This is a genomic window from Saccharothrix sp. CB00851 (assembly GCF_001905065.1).
GTDB lineage: Bacteria > Actinomycetota > Actinomycetes > Mycobacteriales > Pseudonocardiaceae > Actinosynnema.
In genome coordinates, this window is record NZ_LWLC01000034.1 from 367,715 (window position 1) to 387,761 (window position 20,047).

Sequence of the window (20,047 nt, forward strand, 5' to 3'; positions counted from 1 at the left end):
GCTGCTGCAGAACGCGGTCGACCGGCTGCCATTCCGGCTGATCACCCTGTTGCGGGTGCTGGTGGGCGGCGCGGGCGGGCTGCTGTTGGCCGCGGCGACCGCGCACTACGGGTGGCCGCCGTTGGCGCTGGCCTGCGTCCCGGTGCTGCTGTGGGTGTTCACGGCGACGTGGCGGGGGATCGCCGCGTCGAGGGCGCGCTCGCGCTGGCCGGTGGGCTCCTGGCGGCCTGGCAGTGGTGGCAGGCGCACCGGCTGCCGCTGTGGCCGAGGTCGGACTACCGGAAGGTGCGGCGCGAGGGCTACGCGCGCGTGCCGGCGTTCCGCGCGGGTCCGCCGGTCGAGCTCATCGCGCCGGACCTCACCCGGAATAGTTGAGGCCTCAACTAGGTTGACGCGGGTGAGACCGCCGAACCGGGCGGTCACCGCCCGAGGAGGCAGCCATGCCCGCCGTCACCGCCGACACCCTCACCCTCCCGCGCCTGCCCCGGCTGCCCGAGGCCACCACCGCGTGGCGCGGGGTGCGCCGGGTCGTGCGGGCGCAGCGGTTCCTCGAAGGCGAGGGCTTCCAGGTCCGCCGCCCCTTCCCGGGCGTCGAACTGGCCGACGCGGACCCGTTCCTGCTCCTCGACCACATGGGCGCCGTCGAGTACGGCCCCGGTGAGGCGAAGGGCGCGCCCTGGCACCCGCACCGCGGCTTCGAGACCGTCACCTACATGATCGACGGGGTGTTCGAGCACCGGGACTCCACCGGCGGCGGTGGGGTGATCACGAACGGTGGCACGCAGTGGATGACCGCCGGTTCCGGCGTCCTGCACTCCGAGCTGCCGTCGCAGGAGCTGGTGGCCAAGGGCGGGCTGTTCCACGGCGTGCAGCTGTGGGTCAACCTGCCGAAGGCCGCCAAGTGGACCCCGCCCCGCTACCAGGACATCAACGCGGCCGACACCGTGCTGCTGTCCAGTGACGACGGTGGCGCGCTGGTCCGCGTGATCGCGGGCGACGTGGCGGGCTACCGGGGACCGGGCCGGACGCACACGCCGATCACCTATTTGCACGCCACCCTCAGCCCGCACGCCCACCTCACGCTCCCGTGGCCGGAGGACTTCACCGCGATGGTCTACGTCCTGTCCGGTCGCGGCACGGTCGGCACCGACCGCCGTCCGCTCGAAGAAGGCCGCCTGGCCGTCTTCGAGAACGACGGGGCCGCGCTCACGATGCAGGCCGACACGACGTGGGACGTGCTGGTCCTGGGCGGACTGCCGCTGCGCGAGCCGGTCGCGCGCTACGGGCCGTTCGTGATGAACACGAGGGCCGAGATCCTGCAGGCCATCGAAGATTTCCAAGCCGGGCGACTGGGCGTCACGCACGTGCCGCACGTCACCTCGGCGGACGAGGAGCTGTCATGACCGACGTCCTGGAGCTGCTGCGCAAGGGCCGCATGTTCCGCGCGTCCGGCGACCCGAGCGGCGCGGCGCGGTACCTGGCCGAGGCGGCGGAGCACGCGCCGCAGGACCGGACCGTGCTGACCGAGCTGGCGCTGGCGCACTTCCAGTCGGCCGCGCTGGGCAAGGCCGAGGGCGTGCTGACCACTTTGGTCGACCTCGACCCGTCCGACGGCTACGCGCGCCTGCTGCTCGGCCGCACGCTCAGCAGGCAGAGCAGGCACGCCGAGGCGCTGCCGCAGCTGCGACTGGCCGCCGCGATCACGCGGGACCCCGAGGTCGCGTCCGAGGTGGCCCGGGTGCAGGCACGGCTCACCACAGGCCGGGAGGCTCCTCCGCCTTCTCCTTGACCGCGTCCTCCCAGCGGTACGTGCGCAGGTCGACCTTGCCGTTGTCGGCCACCACGCCCTCTTCGCGCAGCAGCTGCAACTGCTCGTCGGCGATGTGGGGCGCGCACGTGCCGTTGGCGCGCAGCACCCGGTGCCACGGCAGGTCGTGCCCGTCCTGGTTGAGCACCTGCCCGACCAGGCGGGGCGACGGCGCGCGGGCGATGTCGGCGACGTCACCGTAGGTCGCGACCCGGCCGCGCGGGATCTTGCGCACGACCTCGCGGACCATCTCGTGCAGCTCTTCGTCCACGCGCACAGCTTTCCACGTGAGTTCGGGCAACTTTCCGCACCCTCGCCGCGAGGTCGACTTCCAGGCGACCTCGCCCGCGACGCCGGAGGCGGCGCAATCCAACACTGTCGGGGGTCTGTGGTTCCATCTGCGGCGTGGCAGTGAACAGGGCGCCGTTGCTGGTGCGCCGGGTGCGGCAGGAGGAGCCCCGGCGCGACTGGGACGCGCCCGCACGCGCCGTGTTCGACCACGCCGGCGGGCCGTTGCGCGTCCTGGGTGGTCCCGGGACGGGCAAGACGACGTTGCTGGCCGAGGTGGTGGCGCACCGGGTGCTGCGCGGCGGCGTGCACCCGGAGAACGTGCTGGTCCTCACCCCCAACCGGCGCGCGGCCGAGGCGATGCGCGCGCACATCACCCGACTGCTCACCGGCGCCCGGACGGACGGCGTCCTGCCGACCACGCAGGAACCCCTGGTCCGCACGGTCCACTCGTACGCCTTCGCGGTCCTGCGCGCCCAAGCCGTCCACCAGGGCGAACCGGCCCCTCGCCTGCTCTCCGGTCCCGAACAGGACGCCGTGGTCCGCGAACTGCTCGCCGGTGACGTGAGCATGGGCGCTCCGAAGTGGCCCGAACGCCTCCGGCCCGCCCTCACCCTCCCGGGCTTCGCCCACGAACTGCGGGACCTGATGCTGCGCGCCACCGAACGCGGCCTCGCCCCGGAGGACCTGACCGAGCTGGGCCGCAAGCACTCCCGCGAGGAGTGGGTGGCGGCCGGTCTGTTCGCCACCCAGTACGAACAGGTCAACCTGCTGGCCAGCAGCGGCCAGGGGCACGCGCCGTCGTTCGACGCGGCCGAGCTGGTCGGCAGTGCGCTGCTCGCGTTCCAGACCGAGCCGGACGTGCTGGCCGCCGAACAACGTCGCGTCCGGCACCTGCTCGTGGACGACGCCCAGCACCTCGACCCGCTCCAGTACGAGTTCATCAGCACCCTCGGCGCGTCCGCCCAGGAGTTCGTCCTGGCGGGCGACCCCGACCAAGCCGTGTTCTCCTTCCGCGGCGCCGATCCCACGCTGCTGGCCGAAGCGGACGGCCCCGCGGTCGTCCTCACCACGGGCTACCGGATGGCGCCGGAGATCCGGGCCGCCGTGGGTCGCCTGGCCGCCCGCCTGCCCGGCGCCTCACCGACCCGCGACGTCTCCCCGGTCGACGGCACGGGCCACGTCCAGGTCCGCCTGTTCGCGTCCGCCGCGCAGGAGGCGAGCTGGGTGGCCGACCAACTGCGCCGGGCACACCTGATCGACGAGATCCCCTGGTCCCACATGGCCGTCGTGGCGCGCTCGGCGACGAGATCCCTGCCGGTCCTGCAACGCGCCCTGCTCGCGGCGGGTGTGCCGGTGGCCGTGCCGCGCGACGAACTGCCGCTGGCACGTCAACCGGCCGTGATGCCGTTCCTGGCGTTGCTGCGGTGCGCGGCCGTGCCGGGCAGCCTGGACGAGGACACCGCGGCGATGCTGCTGTCGTCACCGCTGGGCGGCGCGGACCCGTTGGCGCTGCGGCGGTTGCGGCGCGGCCTGCGCCGGCTGGAGCTGGCCGCGGGCCGCGACCGGCCGAGCGGTGAGCTGCTGGTCGAGGTGATCGAGTCGGACGACCGGTTGGCCGCGCTGGAGGACGCCGAGGTGCAACCGGCCCGGCGCATCGCCGGCCTGCTCCGCAAGGCGCGCAAGGGGATCGCGGACGGGTTGTCGGTCGAGCAGGTGCTGTGGGAGCTGTGGCAGACCACCGGTCTGGAGACGCGCTGGGTGGCGCAGTCCGCGCGGCACGGCACCGTCGGCATGCAGGCCGACCGGGACCTGGACGCGATCGTGGCGCTGTTCGAGGCCGCCGCGAAGTACGTGGACCGGCTGCCCGGTTCGGGCGCCGAGGGTTTCGCGGACTACCTGGCCGCGCAGGAGATCGTCGGCGACACGCTGGCCGCCGCGGCACCCACCGGTGAAGCGGTGTCGGTGCTGACCGCGCACGCCGCCGCCGGTCGCGAGTGGACGGTCGTGGCCGTGCCGGGCGTGCAGGAGGGCAGCTGGCCCGACCTGCGGCTGCGCGGGTCGCTGCTCGGCGTGGAACGCATGGTCGACGTGGTCGCGGGCGTGTCGACCGAGACGGTGTCCGCCGTCGCGCCCATCCTGGCCGAGGAACGCCGCCTGCTCCTCGTCGCCGCGAGCCGGGCCCGGCGAACGCTGCTGGTCAGCGCCGTCCGCGGCGAGGACGAGCAGCCGTCCCGGTTCCTGGACGAGATCGAGGAGCTGTCCACCGGCGAACCGGAACGGCCCACGTTCACCCCCGAGCGCGGCTTGGTCCTGGCTGAACTGGTCGGCGAACTCCGCCGCGTCGTGTGCTCCGACGACGAGCCGGCCGACCGCCGTGAGCGCGCGGCCGTCCAGCTGGCGAGGTTGGCCGCGGCGGGCGTGCCCGGGGCGCACCCCGATTCCTGGTACGGCTTGGCGGACGTCACCACGGAGAGTCCACTGTGGACCGAGGAGCACACGGTGAGCGTGTCGCCGTCCACCGTGGAGACGCTCGCGAAGTGCCCGCTGCGCTGGGTCGTCGAACGGCACGGCGGGCAGGACCCGGCCGAGCTGGCGTCCATCACCGGCACCCTCGTCCACGCCCTCGCCCAAGCCGCCGCGACCGGCGCGGACGAAAAAGAACTGCGCGCCAAGCTGGACGAGGCGTGGGCCGCGGTGGACGCGGGCGCGCCCTGGTTCTCCCGCCGCGAGCGGACCCGGGTCGAACGGATGCTCGACACGTTCCTCGGCTGGCTCGCCTCCAGCCGCTCCCAGCTCACTCAGGTCGCGGTCGAGGAGGAGATCTCCGTCGAGATCCCCCGGCAGGACGGCGGCCCGAAGCTGCGCGTGCGCGGCCGGGTCGACCGGCTGGAGACCGACCGGGACGGGCGACCGGTCGTCGTGGACGTCAAGACCGGCAAGACCCCGGTGAGCAAGAACGACGCCCAGGAGCACCCGCAGCTGGCCGTCTACCAGCTGGCGTCGGCGCTGGGCGGCTTCACGCACCTCGGCCTGGCCACCGACCCGGGCGGCGCGCGGCTGCTGTACGTGGCCAAGGAGGACCGCAAGACCGGTGCCGTCGAACGGGAGCAGGCGCCGCTGGACGAGCAGGGCGTGCGGGTGTGGCTGGAGGCCGTGCAACTGGCCGCCGGGTCGAGCGTCGGGCCGCGGTACCGGGCCGCGGAGAACGCGGACTGTGATCGCTGCCCGGCCCGCACCACCTGCCCGGTGCACTCGTCCGGCCGTCAGGTGAGCCAATAAGGCAGGTCTGACCAGCGAATACGGCTTCCGCCTGCGGGTCGCCGAAGCAGCCGGGGCCCGACCACGGAGAATGCGGGACGTGGTCGTGCCGAGCGGGGTCGAACGGGTGGCGGGTGAGCCGGTGGCGCTCGCCAGCCCGTTCGAGGTCGCCGAGGCGCTCGGCCTGCCCAAGCCCACCCCCGAGCAGGCCGCCGTCGTCGCCGCGCCCACCGCGCCCGCGCTCGTCGTGGCCGGCGCCGGCGCGGGCAAGACCGAGACGATGGCCGCCCGCGTGGTGTACCTGGTCGCCAACGGCTTCGTCACCCCCGACCGGGTCCTCGGTCTGACGTTCACCCGCAAGGCCGCCCGCCAGCTGTCCGACCGGGTGCGGCTGCGGCTGCGCCGGCTCGGCGGCTCGCCCCTGCTGGACCGGCTCGACCCCGGCGGCGAACGGCGGGCCGCCGTGCTGACCACCGAACCGGTGATCCTGACCTACCACGCGTACGCGGGCCGGCTGGTCGGCGAGCACGGCCTGCGGCTGCCCGTGGAACCGGGCGTGCGGCTGCTCACCGAGACCGCCGCGTGGCAGCTCGCGCACCGGGTGGTGTCGACGTGGGCCGAGGACATCGACACCGACAAGGTGCCCGCGACCGTCACCGGCTACCTGCTCGCGCTGGCCGGCGAGCTGGGGGAGCACCTGGTCGAGCCGACCGCGTTGCGCACGCACGCCGAGTGGCTGTGCGGCGTGATCGAGAACGCGCCGAAGACCGCACGGCAGCGCGACGGGCTGCCCGAGTCGCTGAAGGCCGTGGTCAACGCCCAACGCCTGCGCGTCAACCTGCTGCCGCTGCTGGAGGCCTACCAGGCGCGCAAGCGGCGTGAGGCGGCGATGGACTTCGCCGACCAGATGTCCCTGGCCGCACGGCTGGCGTCCGAGCACCCGGAGGTCGTGCGCGGCGAGCGTGAGCGCTACGGCGCCGTGCTGCTGGACGAGTACCAGGACACCGGCCACGCGCAACGCGTGCTGCTGAGGTCGTTGTTCGGGCGGGGCGAGCCGATGCCGGTGACGTCGGTGGGCGACCCGGCGCAGGCGATCTACGGCTGGCGCGGCGCGTCGGCGGCGAACCTGCCCCGGTTCGTGCACGACTTCCCGCCCGCCAAGAAGTACGGCCTGCTCACCAGCTTCCGCAACCCGCCGGAGGTGCTGGCGCTGGCCAACGCCGTGTCCGCGCCGCTGCGCGCCATGGGCTTGGACGTGGACGAGCTGCGCGCCCGGGACGGCGCCGGGCCGGGTGACGTGCGGGTGGCGTTGTTCGACGACGTGCGGCAGGAGCTGGACTGGGTCGCCGACACCGTCGCCGCGCAGTGGGAACAGCACCTGGACACCAGCGACGAGCCGCCGACCGCCGCCGTGCTGGTGCGGCGCCGTTCGGACATGGCGAACATCGCGGCGGCGCTGCGGGAACGCGGCCTGCCGGTCGAGGTCGTGGGTCTGGGCGGGCTGCTGGACGAGCCGGAGGTCCGTGACCTGACCAGTGCCCTGCGCGTGCTGGTCGACCCCTTGGCGGGCACGGCCGCCGCCCGGCTGCTCACCGGTTCCCGCTGGCGGGTCGCGGCGTACGACCTGGCGGCGTTGTGGACGCGGGCGCGTGACCTGGCGGGTTCGCCGAGCCGGCAGTCCGTGGCGAACGACCCGCTGGCGGTGATCGCCGACGCGTTGCCCGGTGAGCACGCCGAGCAGGCCGGTCTCGCCGACGCGTTGGACGACCCGGGCGACCCGACCGCGTACTCCGCCGAGGGCTACCGGCGGATCCGGCGGCTGGGCGCGGAGCTGTCGGCGCTGCGGCGTCGGCTGGACCAGCCGCTGCCCGAGCTGGTCGCGGACGTGGAGCGCACGTTGCTGCTGGACATCGAGGCGATGGCCCGGCCGGGAGGGGTCGGGCGGGCGCACCTGGACGCGTTCGCCGACGTGGTCAACGACTTCGCCGCCGCCAGCCCGTCGGCCACCCTGCCCGCGCTGCTGGACTACCTCTACACCGCCGAGCAGGCCGAGGACGGGTTGGAACCCGGCGAGGTGGAGGTCGCCGAGAACCGGGTGCAGGTGCTGACCATGCACTCGGCGAAGGGCCTGGAGTGGCACATCGTCGCCGTGCCGCACGTGGTCAAGGACGTGTTCCCCGGCCGGAAGAAGTCGTCCAGCTGGCTGCGTTCGGTGGCCGAGCTGCCCGCCGACCTGCGTGGTGACGCCGAGGACCTGCCGAAGCTGCGCATCGCGCCCGACGCCAACCGCAAGGAGGTCGAGGAGGCGCTGGTCCGGCACGAGGAGGACTTCGACGAGCGGCGGCTGGTGGAGGAGCGGCGGCTGCTGTACGTGGCGCTGACCAGGTCCGAGCACAGCCTGCTGGTGTCGGGGCACTGGTGGGGCGAGACGGGCGACAAGCCGAAGGGGCCGTCCGCGTTCCTGACCGAGATCCGGGAGGCGGTGCAGGCCGCCGACCACCCGCCCGCCGACATCGCGCACTGGGCGCCCCGCCCGGCCGAGGACGACCCCAACCCGCTGGCGTCGCAGACGAAGACGGCCCAGTGGCCGACCGACCCGCTGGGCAAGCGCCGTGCCGCCGTGGCCGAGGGCGCCGAACTGGTCCTCACCGCCCTGGACCGCCACCTCGCCGAACCGGACCCCGTCCTCCCCTCTGCCCCTGCCCTTACCCTCCCCTCGGACCCCGACCTGCCTCCGGAACCCCCGGACGACGACCTGCCCCCGGAACCCCTCGACTTCGAGCCACCCCCCGACGACCAGGACCCGCGCGAGTCGAACACCCAGGACCCGCGTGTCGAACCTCCAGGACCCCCGAACTCCACGTTCGAGGACCCGGAAGGCTGGTCCCGCGACGTCGACGTGCTCCTCGCCGAACGCGCCGCCGCGGCCGACCGCCGGGAACGCGTCGTCCTGCCCGACCACCTCTCGGTCAGCCAGCTGGTCGAACTCGCCGCCGACCCGGACCTGCTGGCCCGCCGGCTGCGCCGTCCCCTGCCGTTCCCGCCCAACCCGCTGGCCCGCCGCGGCACGGCGTTCCACACCTGGCTGGAACAGCGGTTCGGCGCGAGCCGCCTGTTCGACCTGGACGAACTGCCCGGCGCCGCCGACGAGGGCGCCGCACCGGACGCCGACCTCACCCGCCTGCAGGAGGCGTTCCTGGCCAGCGCCTGGGCCGACCGCGTCCCGCACGACGTCGAGGTGCCGTTCGAAGCGGAGATCGACGGGCTGTCCGTGCGCGGCCGGATGGACGCCGTGTTCGCCGACGACGACGGCGGCTGGACCGTGGTCGACTGGAAGACCGGCGCCGTGCCGGACGAAGACCGCCTACCGGCGCTGTCGGTGCAGCTCGCGGCCTACCGGCTGGCGTGGGCGGCGTTGACCGGCACCCCGGTCGAGAAGGTGCGGGCGGCGTTCCACTACGTCCGCCAGGACCACACGCTGCGCCCCGCCGACCTGCTGGACGCCGACGGCCTGCGCGAGCTGATCCGCTCGATCCCGAACTAGGGCCGCGGCACTAGCTGTTGACCCGCGCGTTCGCGGGCACTTCCTTCAACACCCGGTCGTAGAGCACTTCCAGCAGCCACCGCCCGAACAGCGACGGCCCGAACTCGGTCGACCGGTCCTCCGGCGGCACCAGCAGCTCGGCCGCACCCGCCGAGTCCACCGCGACCACGCCGATGCCGTAGTAGTCCAGCTCGATCAGCGGCCACGACTGCGTGCCCTGCGGCCCGGCGGGCAGCACCACCGAGCACGGCGCGAGCGTCATCAACGTCCCGCACGACTGCAACGCGCGGTCGACCGTCGACTCGCCCACCAGGACGCCGACCAGCTCCACCGCGGGCACGGGCAACCGGTCGTGCGCGGCCGGCTCGAACCACGAGCGGAACCACGACGGGTCGGCCTGCGGAGGCCAGCCGTTCGCGCTGCGCCACTCGTGCACGTCGGCACGAACCCGCACGACGGCCGACACCTGGTGGCCCAGCACGGCGACGTCGGGCACGACGATGCCGCGCCAACCCAACGCCGACGCGGCATGGTGGAGGAGCGGTTGCACTCGGGCATCCTAGGACTGGTTTCGGTTTCAATGACAGACCCTCGGCCGCGCTGGGTGTCGAACCCGCTGCCGAGAGTGATCAGGGAGTTGAGCGCCCCACGCGCAAGGCCCACAGGACCAGCGGCACCTGCAACGGCAACCGGCCGTAGGCGATGGCCTTCGCCCTGCGTGACTTCGTGCGGTAGTCGTAGGCCATCTTGACGTTGGCCGGGAACACCGCCGCGAAGAACCCGGCCGCCAGCTTCCCTCCCACGCCCCGCGTGCGCGGCACGGCGACCGCTGCCGCCAACGCCAGCTCCGCGGCACCGGACAGGTACGTCCAGGTCCGGGGCTTGCCCGGCAGCGCACGCGGCACGATCGCGTCGTACGGCTTCGGCTTGGCGAAGTGCGTGACACCCGCGGCGCCGAGCAGCCCGGCCAGCGCGAGCGCCGACCGGGAACGGGAACGAGTGGGTTCCATGCGACCACCCTGTCACGTCGTCCGCCGCACGGCGCTCGCAGGGTTGTCGCGGGGCTATCCTCCCGCACCGTGAGCGGTGATCCCGAAGAACCCGGACATCCCGAGCGGGCGGCCGTGGCCGCGTTCGCCGACGACTTCCTGATCGGCCTGCGCGAGTGGCTGGCCATCCCGTCGATCGGCGTCGATCCGGCGCACCACGGCGACGTGGCCGCCTCCGCGCACTGGCTGGCCGACGCGTTGCGCCGGGACGGGTGGCCTGACGTGCGGGTCTGGGACGAAGGTCCGGCGTTGCCCGCCGTGTACGCGTGCTGGCCCGCCGCCGATCCGGACGCGCCGACCGTGCTGGTCTACGGCCACCACGACGTGCAGCCGGTCGACCCGGTGGAGCAGTGGCACCACCCGCCGTTCGAGGCGACGTTGGTAGGCGAGGAGCTGTTCGGGCGGGGCGCCAGCGACGACAAGGGCCAGGTCGCGATGCACCTGCTCGGGTTGCGGGCGCACCTCGCGGCGACCGGCGCGGCGCAGCCGGCGGTGACGGTGAAGCTGTTCGTGGAGGGCGAGGAGGAGTCCGGCTCGCCGCACCTGACCCGGCTGCTCGACGACCACCGCGACGACCTCGCGTGCGACCTGGTGGTGTTCACCGACACGCCGCTGTACGGGCGTGACGCGCCGACCGTGTGCACGGGGCAGCGCGGGGTGTACGGCGCGGAGGTCGTGTTCACCGGCGGCACGTCGGACGTGCACTCCGGGCGTTCGGGCGGCAGCGTGCCGAACCCGGCGACGGCCATCGCGCGGCTCGTCGCGGCCCTGCACGACGCGGACGGGCGCGTTCAGCTGCGTGACTTCTACGCCGATGTGATCGAACCCACCGAGGCCGAACGCGCCGACTACGCGGCGCTGCCGTTCGACGAGGCGGTGTGGCTGGCGAACGCCGGTGGCGCCCAAGGGCTGGCCGGTGAACCCGGTTGGTCGACCCTCGAACGGGTCTGGGTGCGGCCCACGGCCGAGGTCAACGGCATCCACGGCGGCTACACCGGGCCGGGGCTGAAGACGATCGTGCCCGCGCGGGCGTCGGTGAAGCTGTCGTTCCGGCTCGTGCCCGACCAGCGGCCCGAGCGGGTGGCGGACGCGTTGCGCGAGTTCGTCGCCGAGCACACCCCGCCCGGGCTGCACGCCGAGGTCCTCGCGCGCGGTGACGGCGCTCCGCCCTATGCGGTGGACATCTCCCACCCGACCGTGGGAGCGGTGCGTGACGCTCTGCAGGCCGCGTTCGACCAGCCGGTCAGGTTCAGTCGGACGGGTGGCTCCGGTCCTGCGGCGTTGCTGCACGGGTGGCTCGGCGTGCCGGTCGTGTACCTCGGGGCGACGTTGCCGGATGATCGGATCCACGCGCCCAACGAGCGCGTCGTCGTGCCGCTGCTCCTCCGCGGCGCCGAGGCCGCCGCCCTGCTGTGGCGACTACTCCCGGAGAGGTTGTCATGATCCGCCGCACCAGTCCGGGCGAACCGCTGGCCAACCGGCCCGGCCACTCGCTCGTCGGCGTGATCCGGATGCCGGACGCGGCGCAGAGCCCGGTCCGCGCGATCCTCAAACGGGTGATCGGCGCGCTCACCGCGCTCATGGCCGCCGTGCTGATCGTCTACCTCGACCGCGACGGCTACCGTGACGTCAACGGGGACGGACTGTCCCTCTTGGACGCCGTGTACTACGCGACGGTGTCGCTGTCGACCACCGGATACGGTGACATCGCCCCCGCCAGCTCCTCGGCGCGGCTGGTCAACGTCCTGGTCATCACACCCTTGCGGGTGCTGTTCCTCATCGTCCTGGTCGGTACGACCCTCGAAGTGCTCACCGAGCGTTCGCGGCAGGCGCTGCGCATCCAGAAGTGGAGGACCAAGGTGCGGGACCACGTGGTCGTCATCGGGTACGGCACGAAGGGCCGGTCCGCGGTCAGCGCCCTCATGGGCGACGGGGCCGAGCCTGGCTCGATCGTCGTGGTCGACACGACTCAGGAGGCCCTCGACGCCGCCTCCGCGATCGGCCTGGTCACCGTGCACGGCTCGGGGACCAGCAACGACGTGCTGCGCGTGGCGGGGGTCGCCCGCGCGCGGGCCGTCGTGGTCGCCGCGAACCGCGACGACACCGCCGTCCTGGTCACCCTCACCGCCCGCGAGCTGGCGCCGAAGGCCCAGATCGTGGCGTCGGTGCGCGAACGCGAGAACGAGCACCTGCTCCGCCAGTCCGGCGCGGACTCGGTCGTGGTCTCCAGTGAGACCGCGGGCAGGCTCCTGGGCATGGCCACCGCCACCCCGTCCGTGGTCGACATGGTGGAGGACCTGCTGACCCCGGACGCCGGCCTGGCCATCGCCGAACGCGACGTCGAGCCGTCGGAGATCGGCGGTTCCCCCCGCCACCTGCCGGACATCGTGCTGGGCGTCGTGCGCGACGGCACCCTGTACCGGGTCGACGCCCCGGAAGCCGACGCCGTGGAAGCGGGCGACCGCCTCCTCTACGTCAAGAAGGTCACCCCACCGAAAGACTGACCCCGCTCACCGGGCCACTCACCGGCCAACGGAATCCGCACCTCGAACACGGCCCCCGACACCTCCGCACCACCCCGCCCGGACGTCTCGGACACCCCCTCCGGCCGCGAGACGCCCCCGCCCTGCAACTCCACGGCGGAGTCGCCCTCCCCGGCCACCTCCGGCGCAGCACTCCCGCCAACCGGGTCCGCCGCCGGCCAGCGGTCGTCGGCGATCGCGTGGTGTTGTCGCGCGGTCGCCGCCGGGTGGGGGTCGTCGGGCAGGTCGGCGACCGCACGGTGCTGTCCTGTGATCGCGGCCGGCCGGGGGTCGTCGGATGCGCCGGTAGCTGTGCGGTGGCCGGGGTTGGTGGCTGGGCGGGGGTCGTCGGGCGAGTCCGCGACTGCGCGCTGTTGTCCTGCGTTCGCGGCCGGCCGGGGGTCGTCGGATGTGCCGGTAGCTGTGCGGTGGCCGGGGTCGGTGGCTGGGCGGGGGTCGTCGGGTGGGTCGGCGATTGCACGGTCTTGCCCGGGTGCGATGCACGACAGTTCGCCGCCGTGTGCCCGTACCACGCCGCGGGCGATCGGCAGGCCGAGGCCCGACCCGCCGGAACGCTGGTCCCTCGCCTCGTCCAGCCGCACCAGCCGGTCGAAGATGCGTTCCCGGTCCTCCGCCGGCACGCCCGGACCGTTGTCGGACACGACGAGCACCGCGAAGCCGCCCTCCTGTGACACGCGCAGCCTGACCCGACCCGACAGGCCGGTGGCCTGGCGGGCGTTGTCGGCCAGGTTCGCCAACACCTGCGCCAACCGCTGCGGGTCGCCTCGGACGAACGCGGGCTCACCCTCGGCGGCGATGTCGAAGTCCGGCGCGAGCAGCTGCGTCCGCCCCACCTCGGCCTCGGCCAACGCGAGCAGGTCGACCCGTTCCCGGTGCAGTTCGAGACCGGCCTCGATGCGCGCCAACGCCAGCAGGTCATCCACCAGTCGCCCGGCCCGCCGCGACTCCCGCACCAGCAGCAGGTTCAACCGCTCCCGCTCCTCGGCGCCGGCCGTCTGCATCAACGCCTCCGCGACCGCCTGCACGCCCGCGATGGGTGTCCGCAACTCGTGCGCCGCGTCGGCCACGAACCGCTTCGTCCGCTCCTCCGATCCCTCCAACGAGTCCAACATGTCGTCGAACGCGGCAGCCGTGCGACCGAGTTCGTTGTCCGCCCGCGACGGGTTGAGCCGGTAGCCCCGGTTGCCGCGCGCGATCGACCGGGCCAGCGTGGTCATGGCGTCCAAGGGCGCCAGCGCACGCCGGACCGTCAACACCATCGCCCCGGCCGTCACCGCCAGCGCACCGAACCCGGCCAGCAGCAGCAACCGCCGCAGCCTGGTCTGCGCCACCGTGATGACCGACGACTCGGCGTACACGGTGATCGTCGACCCATCGCTCAACTGCCTGCTGACTTCGTTCGCCACCTCCTCGTTCGGCGCGTTCCCGAGCACCGTCCCGTCCGGCATGACCAGCCGGACCTCCACGCCCCGGCCTTCCAGCCGGTCCACCAGGTCGGCCCCGCGCACCCGCTGCTTGACCAACTGCTGCGCCACCCGCGCCTTCTCCAGCAGCGCGGTGTCGACGTCCCGCTTGGACTGCGCCGCGAACAGCCCGTCCACCGACAACACGACCCCGATCAGCACCACGGCGAGCACACCGATCGCGGAGAGCGTGACCCGCCGCCGCAGCGAGACGGTCCGCAGGCTCACGTCTCGTCCGCCCGCAGCACGTAACCGAGCCCCCGCACGGTGTGCAGCAACCGCGGACCGTGCTCCTCCAACTTCCGGCGCAGGGCGCTGACGTGCACCTCGACCAGGTTGGGGTCGTAGTCCTCGTAACCCCAGACCGCGGTGAGGATCTGCGTCTTGCCGACCACCCGCCCCCTCTGCGCGGCCAGGTACCGCAGGAGGCGCAGTTCGGTGGCGGTCAGCTCGACCGGTACGTCGCCCCGCAGCACCACCGCCGAGTCGGCGTCGACCACGAGGTCGCCGATCTGGACGGTGGACGGTGTCCGCCCCAGCCGCCGCAGCACCGCGCTCACCCGGGCGACCAACTCGGCCAGCACGAACGGCTTCACCACGTAGTCATCCGCGCCCCGGTCGAGCCCGCGCAGCCGGTCGGACACACCGTCCCGGGCGGTCAGCATCACCACCCCGGCACCGCACGCCCGCCGGATGACGTCCAGCAGCATGAAGCCGTCCCGACCGGGCAGCATCACGTCGAGCACCACCAAATCCGGCCGGAACCGGACCAGCTCGCCCTCCAGGTCACGACCGTCCGGCCGGACCTGCACCTGGTAACCCGCATCCCGCAAGGCGGAACTCACGGCGGCCGCGATCGCCTCCGCGTCCTCGATCACCAGCACCCTGGCAGCAGTCGACACCTCCATATTCTGCGTCGCGTCGCCTGCCGCGGCGGTGAAGCCGCGACAAGCCTGACCAAACCGACTTCCCCTCACCCACACCCACCGCCGCCGATCACCCTTCAGCCGCGGCGCGACCGACCGTCCGGGCAACCGACCGACCATGCGGCCAGCCAGTTGGCCGGCCGGCGGCCAGCCGACCGACCGGCGGACCGACCGGCGGACCGACCGGCGGACCGACCGGCGGACCGACCGGCGGACCGACGAACCGGCCGTGCGACCGACCCACCGGCCACCGACCGACCCACCGGCCATGCGCCCGCCGACCGACCGTGCGGGCGGCGACCGACCCGCCGACCCAGCAACCCCGCCGACCCAGCGACCCCGCCGACCGACTGTGCAACCGGCCAGCCGAGCCACCGATCCGATCCACCGACCCACCGATCGTGCGGGCGGCTGACCCGCCGACCGTGTGACCGGTGCAACCGCCCCCACCGACCGACCGTGCGGGTCGGCGTTGTGGACTGAGTGTTGTGGGCCGGTCTCCCCCGACGTGGGCGCGGAAGGGAGAGACCGGCCGTCCGTGGACCCCGCGGGCACCTCGGGTCGACGTGCGGTGATCGACGGCCGGTGGGCCTGCGGGATCGGAATCCGATGTGGACGAGTACTGGGCGGGTGGGCGTGGTGTGAGCCGTGAGATCAGTATCGAACAGCAGTTCGAGGGTGGGCAAGATCACGATCGAGTGATGTTTGAGCGGGCGGCGGACGGCCTCCGCCCCCACGACAACCGGCCACCCCGTCTGCGACCATCCACGCTGTGGCGGTTCCGCGAAGCCCGGTCAGGTGGGCGCTGGTGCTGCTGGTCGTGGGGCTGACAGCCGTCGCGGCAGCGGTCGCGTTGTGGTGGCCGCGCACGTCCACCGAGGTCCGCCGGGCCACCGCCACCGTCGTCGCACCCGCCTCCTGCGGTGACGCGGAGGCCTACGACCGGGTCGAACTGACGATCGGTGACCGGACGCACACCGCGAAGCTCGACGGCTGCGGCCACCAGCGGGACGAGGTCGTGGAAGTGGTCCTGCCCGCCGACACCAGCGGCGAGTTCACCGTCCAAGCCGCCGCCAGCACACCCCAGGGCATGCCGTTCGACGTCCGGCTGACCACGTTGCTGATGTGCCTGAGCGGCCTCGCCGGCGGCCTCTACGCCTACCTGCTGACCAGGCGCTCTCAGCCCACGGCCTCCGCCGAAGCCGCGTAGGTGTTGCACGACGACGTCTCACCCGTGGTGAACCCGAGCGACGCCCACTCGGACTGGTTCTCCGGGCTGCCGTGGGCGTTCTTCTCCGGCGGCTCCTCCATGGCGTACTGGAAGTCGTCCGCCGCTTCCCGCGCGAGCCCCGTCCCGATCGACTCGGACGCCGCCACCAGGAACATCCCGGCGAAGCAGTTGGCCTGCAGCTCGATCCGCCGCGACATCTCCAGCCCCGCCGGCGTCTGCTCACCGGCCGAAACGATCTTGCTGTCCGCCGCGCGCAGCATCCCCGACAACGCCTGCACGTGGTGCCCGTACTCGTGCGCCAATGTCGCCAGGTGCGACCCGGCGCGCTCACCGCCACCGTTGTCGCGCAGCCGCCGCGTGGGCATGTAGATGGTCCTGTTGCGCCCGCAGTAGTACGCGACCGCCTCGCTCTCCGCGGGCGCCGAGCCGCACGGTCCCTCGACCAGGTCCGGCGACGTGTCCAGCGCGGGCGGGTCGAACGGCAGGTTCGCCTGCTCCAGCGCGGGCCGCCACGCCTGGTCCAGGCACACCACCCCGGCCTTGTAGTACGCCGACAGCTCCGCGTCCGACACCCCGAACCCCGGCAACGCGCACGTCACGGCGGGCAGTCGAACGGGCGCGGTGAGCAGCGGGTGGTCGGCCAGTCGGTGCACGGCCCGCGGCCGAGGTGCCTCGGTCTCCGACGGCTGCACGACCCGCACACCGGGCGCGGCCACCGCGTGGCCGTTGATCCGCCGGGACGTTTCCAGCTGAGTGATGCCGCCCAAGCCCAGTACGCACAACACGATCAACGAGAACACGCCGATGAGGACGATCGGGTTGTTCTTGGTCTCCTCGGGCGTGTGCACGGTCCTCCAGTCGGGTCAGCTGACGTCCGCCGCGCTCGCTACCCAAGTGTTGCACGCGCTGGTCTCGTTGTTTTTGAACCCGTGGTTGACCCACGCCGCGTTCTTCTCCGGCGCACCGTGGTCCCGGTTGGGGTAGATCGGGTAGTCGCCCCGGTTACCCGCGTCGGTCAGCGCCACCGAGATGACGTCACCGGGCACGGCGCCGTGCGACAGCGGCGCCAGCGTCATCCCGCCGAAGCACGTGGCCTGCAGCTCCTTGCGCCGGTTCAGGTCGAGGCCCTCGGGGGTGTCCCAGCCGCCCTTCTCGTACTGCGCCTGGCTGGACGCGCGCAGGATGCCGGACAGCCACTGGATGTGGTGGCCGTACTCGTGCGCGAGCTGCCCCAGGTACTTGCCCGGGTGGTTGGGGTTCGCCGAGCCCTGCTCGTTGGCGTAGTGGTTCGGCGTCCAGTAGATCGTGCCGTCGCAGTACATGGCGGTGCGGTCCGGGCCCATGTTGCCGCACGTGTTGGTGATCTGGGACGTCACCATGACCAGCTCGACCGGCTGGTAGGGCAGGTTCGCGCGCTCGAACGACGGCTTCCACATCGCCTCGATGCACGGCAGCGCGGCGCGCAGGAACCGGTCCTGGCCGGCGGGCGAGTAGTCCATCGCCGGCAGGGGGCAGCCGTCGATGTTGAACGCGCCGAGGCCGGCGGCGTGGATCGGGTTGTCGCCCAGCGTGATGGAGGCCTTGGGGCCCGCCTTCTGCGTGCTGGTCGGCGTGGACCGCCTGCTGGTGCTCGCCTTGGACGTGGTCGTCGTCGTGGTGGTCGTGGTGGTGGGTTCGGGCGTGTACGTGTAGCTCGCGTACCCGGCGTTGCCCGAATCGCTCGCCTCTTTGCTGCCGCTGGTCGCGGCCACGATGCCGATCGTGGCGACGCCGAGCACGAGGAAGCCGACGACCAGCACCGCCACCAGCGGGCCCTTGCTCTTCTGCCGCGGCAGCGGCGGGTAGGGCATCGGCGCCGGGCCCCAGTTCGGCGGCGGTCCGGCCGGCGGCCCCCAGTTCGCCGGTGGCGGCTGCGGCATCGCGGGCGCCTGCCCGGGCCACTGGGGAGGCTGCTGGAACTGCTGGGGCTGCTGCGGTTGCGGCCCGGTCGGAGGCGGCGGCTGCTGCGTCGGCCACTGACGGGTCGGCTGAGGTTGAGGCTGGGCCGGGGGCTGCTGCTGGTGCAGCGGTGCGGGCATCGGCGGTGGCCCAACCGGTCGTGGCGGTGGCCAGCCACCCGGCGGCGGTGGTTGCGTCATCGCTGGTGGTCCCCCATATCGCGGATGCCCGAATCAGCACAAGAGCTTAGGGGAACTCCGCTATTCTCCGCGGCCGTGTTGAAAAACTGGGGAGCGGCGGCACTGTGCGCGGTCGCGCTGTGCACGGGCGTCGGCACGGCGTCGGCGCAGCCGAGCGGCACGGCCGGACTGCCCGGGACGGTCGGCGCGGACGTGCGGCTCAAGTTGGAGCGCGACGGCAGGCTGACCGTGACCGAGGTGGTCACCGTCCCCGACGGCGGGACGGCCACGCGGGTCGTTCCGCTGCGGGTGCCCGTGTCCGCCGAGCGCGACCGGGTGTTCCAGGTCGCCGACGTGACCGTGGAGGGCGAGGGCACGGCTTCAGCATCGGACGACGAGCTGACGATCGCACTCCGACCCGGCACGTCCACCGTCCGGTACTCGGTGATCGGCACCGTCGCGAAGATCGGCGACACGCTGGAGCTGCGGTGGCAGCCCGCGAGCGGCTGGGACACCGCGCTCGACTCGGTGAAGGTCTCCGTGATCACGCCGGACGCGCCCAGGTCGGTGAACTGCCTGGCCGGCGAACCGGGCACCTCGAAGCCGTGCACCAGCGCGGACCTCGGCGACGGGCGCGGTGTGCGGGCCACCGAGATCGGCCTGGCCGCCGGTGAGCGGGTCGACGTGGCGGTCGGGTTGCAGGAGGGCGCGGCGCCGGCCAACGCGCGGGTCGAGGAGACGTCCGGGTTGGCGGCGGCGTTCGCGTTGACGCCGTTGACCGGCGCGGGGCTCGGTGGGCTGGTCGTGCTGCTGCTGTGCGGCGGGTTGTTGTTGTGGTACCTGCGGGGGCGGGACGCGCGGGCCTTGGCCGGTGAGGTCGGGCCGGTGAACATGCTGGTCACGGACGGTTCGGGGCGGATGGTGTTCGCCTCGCCGGACGGAGTGCTGCCCGGCCAGGTCGGCACCGTGGTGGACGAGCACGTGGACGTGGTGGACGTGACCGCGACGATCGTGGACCTCGCGGTGCGCAACTACGTGTGGATCGAAGAGGTGGACGGGCACGACTGGCGGTTCGTGCGGCGCAACCCGGCCGATTCGGCGCTGTCGGGGTACGAGCGCGCGGTGTACGAGGCCTTGTTGCCCGATGGTGTGGACGTCGTGACGTTGTCCGAGCTGAGGGGCAGGCGGATCGACCTGTCCCGGGTGCGGGACGCGTTGTACGCCGACGTGGTGGCGAAGAACTGGTTCGCCCGCCGGCCGGACGCCGAGCGCAGCCTCTGGTGGTGGGTCGGGGTCGGGGTCGGTGTGCTGGGCGCGGCGCTGACGGTGGTGTTGGCGCTGGTCGGAGGCGCGGCGCTGTTCGGGCTGGTGGTCGTGGTGGCCGGGGTGGCGTTGGCGGTGGGTGCGCGGTCGATGCCCGCGCGGACCAAGCGCGGCAGCGCCTTGTTGGAGCACGTGCGCGGGTTGCGCGGGTACCTGCACACGGCCACTCCGCAGGACATCCCGGAGTCCGACCGGGAGATGGTGTTCTCGCGGTCGCTGCCGTACGCGGTGGTGTTGGGGGAGACGGAGCGGTGGCTGGCCACGTTCGCCGGCACGCGGCCGGGGCTGTACTGGTTCGGCGAGGCCGAGCAGGGCGGTGACCTGCGGCGATTCGCGCAGCGGTTCCCGGCGTTCCTCGGTGCGGTCGACGGTGTGCTGGCGCAGGCGGGGCACCTGAGGTCGCTGCGCGGCTGACCCGCGGTCCCCGCGTTTCACCCGAAAGTGATCTTGCGCTACCTCGAACAGCAGTTCGACCATGGACGCATCCCACGAACA

16 protein-coding genes are annotated in these 20,047 nt (G+C 73.1%); 9 read left to right on the forward strand and 7 right to left on the reverse strand.

Annotation, left to right across the window (positions count from 1 at the left end):
- Window positions 1–150 precede the first annotated feature (150 nt).
- The 3 genes from A6A25_RS30550 to A6A25_RS30560 all read left to right on the forward strand — a co-directional run bounded on the left by A6A25_RS30550 (window position 151) and on the right by A6A25_RS30560 (window position 1,789).
- Entirely contained in the window at window positions 151–375 is a 225-nt protein-coding gene (locus A6A25_RS30550) for a hypothetical protein (RefSeq protein WP_073896029.1), read from the forward strand.
- A gap of 65 nt (window positions 376–440) precedes the next feature.
- Window positions 441–1,403: a pirin family protein gene (locus A6A25_RS30555; protein ID WP_073896031.1), complete on the forward strand. Its 963-nt coding sequence runs from the start codon at window positions 441–443 to the stop codon at window positions 1,401–1,403.
- Complete coding sequence (locus A6A25_RS30560) at window positions 1,400–1,789, forward strand: tetratricopeptide repeat protein (RefSeq protein WP_073896033.1); 390 nt, start codon at window positions 1,400–1,402, stop codon at window positions 1,787–1,789. The genes A6A25_RS30555 and A6A25_RS30560 overlap by 4 nt, the downstream gene beginning before the upstream one ends.
- Here the strand turns inward: A6A25_RS30560 and A6A25_RS30565 are convergent.
- Entirely contained in the window at window positions 1,752–2,078 is a 327-nt protein-coding gene (locus A6A25_RS30565) for an MGMT family protein (RefSeq protein WP_073896225.1), read from the reverse strand. The genes A6A25_RS30560 and A6A25_RS30565 overlap by 38 nt on opposite strands.
- 134 nt (window positions 2,079–2,212) lie before the next feature.
- On the opposite strand from A6A25_RS30565, the gene A6A25_RS30570 reads away from it, so the two are divergent.
- Both A6A25_RS30570 and A6A25_RS30575 read left to right on the forward strand, forming a co-directional pair.
- The gene (locus tag A6A25_RS30570; protein WP_073896035.1) at window positions 2,213–5,377 is read left to right on the forward strand and encodes an ATP-dependent helicase; all 3,165 of its coding nucleotides are present in this window, start codon (window positions 2,213–2,215) and stop codon (window positions 5,375–5,377) included.
- Between the two features lie 70 nt (window positions 5,378–5,447).
- The gene (locus A6A25_RS30575) at window positions 5,448–8,900 is read left to right on the forward strand and encodes an ATP-dependent helicase (protein ID WP_073896037.1); all 3,453 of its coding nucleotides are present in this window, start codon (window positions 5,448–5,450) and stop codon (window positions 8,898–8,900) included.
- 10 nt (window positions 8,901–8,910) lie between these two features.
- On the opposite strand, the gene A6A25_RS30580 is transcribed toward A6A25_RS30575, so the two are convergent.
- Window positions 8,911–9,450, reverse strand: coding sequence for a hypothetical protein (locus A6A25_RS30580; RefSeq protein ID WP_073896039.1), 540 nt, complete (start codon window positions 9,448–9,450; stop codon window positions 8,911–8,913).
- 79 nt (window positions 9,451–9,529) lie between these two features.
- Entirely contained in the window at window positions 9,530–9,910 is a 381-nt protein-coding gene (locus tag A6A25_RS30585) for a DoxX family protein (RefSeq protein WP_073896040.1), read from the reverse strand.
- 69 nt (window positions 9,911–9,979) lie between these two features.
- Here A6A25_RS30585 and A6A25_RS30590 point away from each other — a divergent pair, with 69 nt between their 5' ends.
- Entirely contained in the window at window positions 9,980–11,392 is a 1,413-nt protein-coding gene (locus tag A6A25_RS30590) for a M20/M25/M40 family metallo-hydrolase (RefSeq protein WP_073896042.1), read from the forward strand.
- A complete protein-coding gene (locus A6A25_RS30595; protein ID WP_073896044.1) occupies window positions 11,389–12,453 on the forward strand; it encodes a potassium channel family protein in 1,065 nt (354 codons plus the stop codon). The genes A6A25_RS30590 and A6A25_RS30595 overlap by 4 nt, the downstream gene beginning before the upstream one ends.
- Here A6A25_RS30595 and A6A25_RS30600 read toward each other — a convergent pair.
- Both A6A25_RS30600 and A6A25_RS30605 read right to left on the reverse strand, forming a co-directional pair.
- Complete coding sequence (locus A6A25_RS30600) at window positions 12,420–14,183, reverse strand: ATP-binding protein (protein WP_241828990.1); 1,764 nt, start codon at window positions 14,181–14,183, stop codon at window positions 12,420–12,422. The genes A6A25_RS30595 and A6A25_RS30600 overlap by 34 nt on opposite strands.
- Window positions 14,180–14,857, reverse strand: a complete 678-nt coding sequence (locus A6A25_RS30605; protein WP_443217072.1) for a response regulator transcription factor — start codon at window positions 14,855–14,857, stop codon at window positions 14,180–14,182. The genes A6A25_RS30600 and A6A25_RS30605 overlap by 4 nt, the downstream gene beginning before the upstream one ends.
- 796 nt (window positions 14,858–15,653) lie before the next feature.
- On the opposite strand from A6A25_RS30605, the gene A6A25_RS30615 reads away from it, so the two are divergent.
- On the forward strand, window positions 15,654–16,091 hold the full coding sequence (locus tag A6A25_RS30615; protein ID WP_143193496.1) for a hypothetical protein: 438 nt from the start codon (window positions 15,654–15,656) through the stop codon (window positions 16,089–16,091).
- On the opposite strand, the gene A6A25_RS30620 is transcribed toward A6A25_RS30615, so the two are convergent.
- Window positions 16,061–16,960 (reverse strand): neutral zinc metallopeptidase, encoded by a 900-nt coding sequence (locus A6A25_RS30620; RefSeq protein WP_073896052.1) that lies wholly within the window; start codon window positions 16,958–16,960, stop codon window positions 16,061–16,063. The genes A6A25_RS30615 and A6A25_RS30620 overlap by 31 nt on opposite strands.
- Before the next feature lie 15 nt (window positions 16,961–16,975).
- On the reverse strand, window positions 16,976–18,031 hold the full coding sequence (locus tag A6A25_RS30625; protein ID WP_073896054.1) for a neutral zinc metallopeptidase: 1,056 nt from the start codon (window positions 18,029–18,031) through the stop codon (window positions 16,976–16,978).
- Between the two features lie 294 nt (window positions 18,032–18,325).
- Between A6A25_RS30625 and A6A25_RS30630 the strand changes: the two genes are divergently transcribed.
- On the forward strand, window positions 18,326–19,966 hold the full coding sequence (locus A6A25_RS30630; protein ID WP_073896056.1) for a DUF2207 domain-containing protein: 1,641 nt from the start codon (window positions 18,326–18,328) through the stop codon (window positions 19,964–19,966).
- Window positions 19,967–20,047: the final 81 nt, after the last annotated feature.